The 339-nt window shown below is 53.7% G+C and carries 1 rRNA gene; it reads right to left on the bottom strand.

Annotated features, from left to right (window positions below):
• Positions 1-339 (bottom strand): 23S ribosomal RNA (locus lacNas_RS11080); the annotation flags it as partial.

Genomic DNA, 339 nt, shown 5'->3' with positions numbered 1-339 from the left:
AACCTGGTCATGGGTAGGTCACTTGGTTTCGGGTCTGCATCAGCCAACTTCTCGCCCTCTTCAGACTCGCTTTCGCTGCGGCTCCGTCTTTTCTGACTTAACCTTGCTGACTAACGCAACTCGCCGGTTCATTCTACAAAAGGCACGCCATCACCCGTTAACGGGCTCTGACTACTTGTAGGCACACGGTTTCAGGTTCTCTTCCACTCCCCTCCCGGGGTTCTTTTCACCTTTCCCTCACGGTACTGGTTCACTATCGGTCACTGGTTAGTATTTAGCCTTGCGAGATGGTCCTCGCGGATTCAGACGGGATTTCACGTGTCCCGCCCTACTCAGGAT

The sequence above is a fragment of the Lactobacillus nasalidis genome (genome assembly GCF_016587775.1).
Taxonomy (GTDB): domain Bacteria; phylum Bacillota; class Bacilli; order Lactobacillales; family Lactobacillaceae; genus Lactobacillus; species Lactobacillus nasalidis.
The sequence above is the reverse complement of the archived record's forward strand: the minus strand, read 5'-3'. Positions and strand labels throughout refer to the sequence as shown.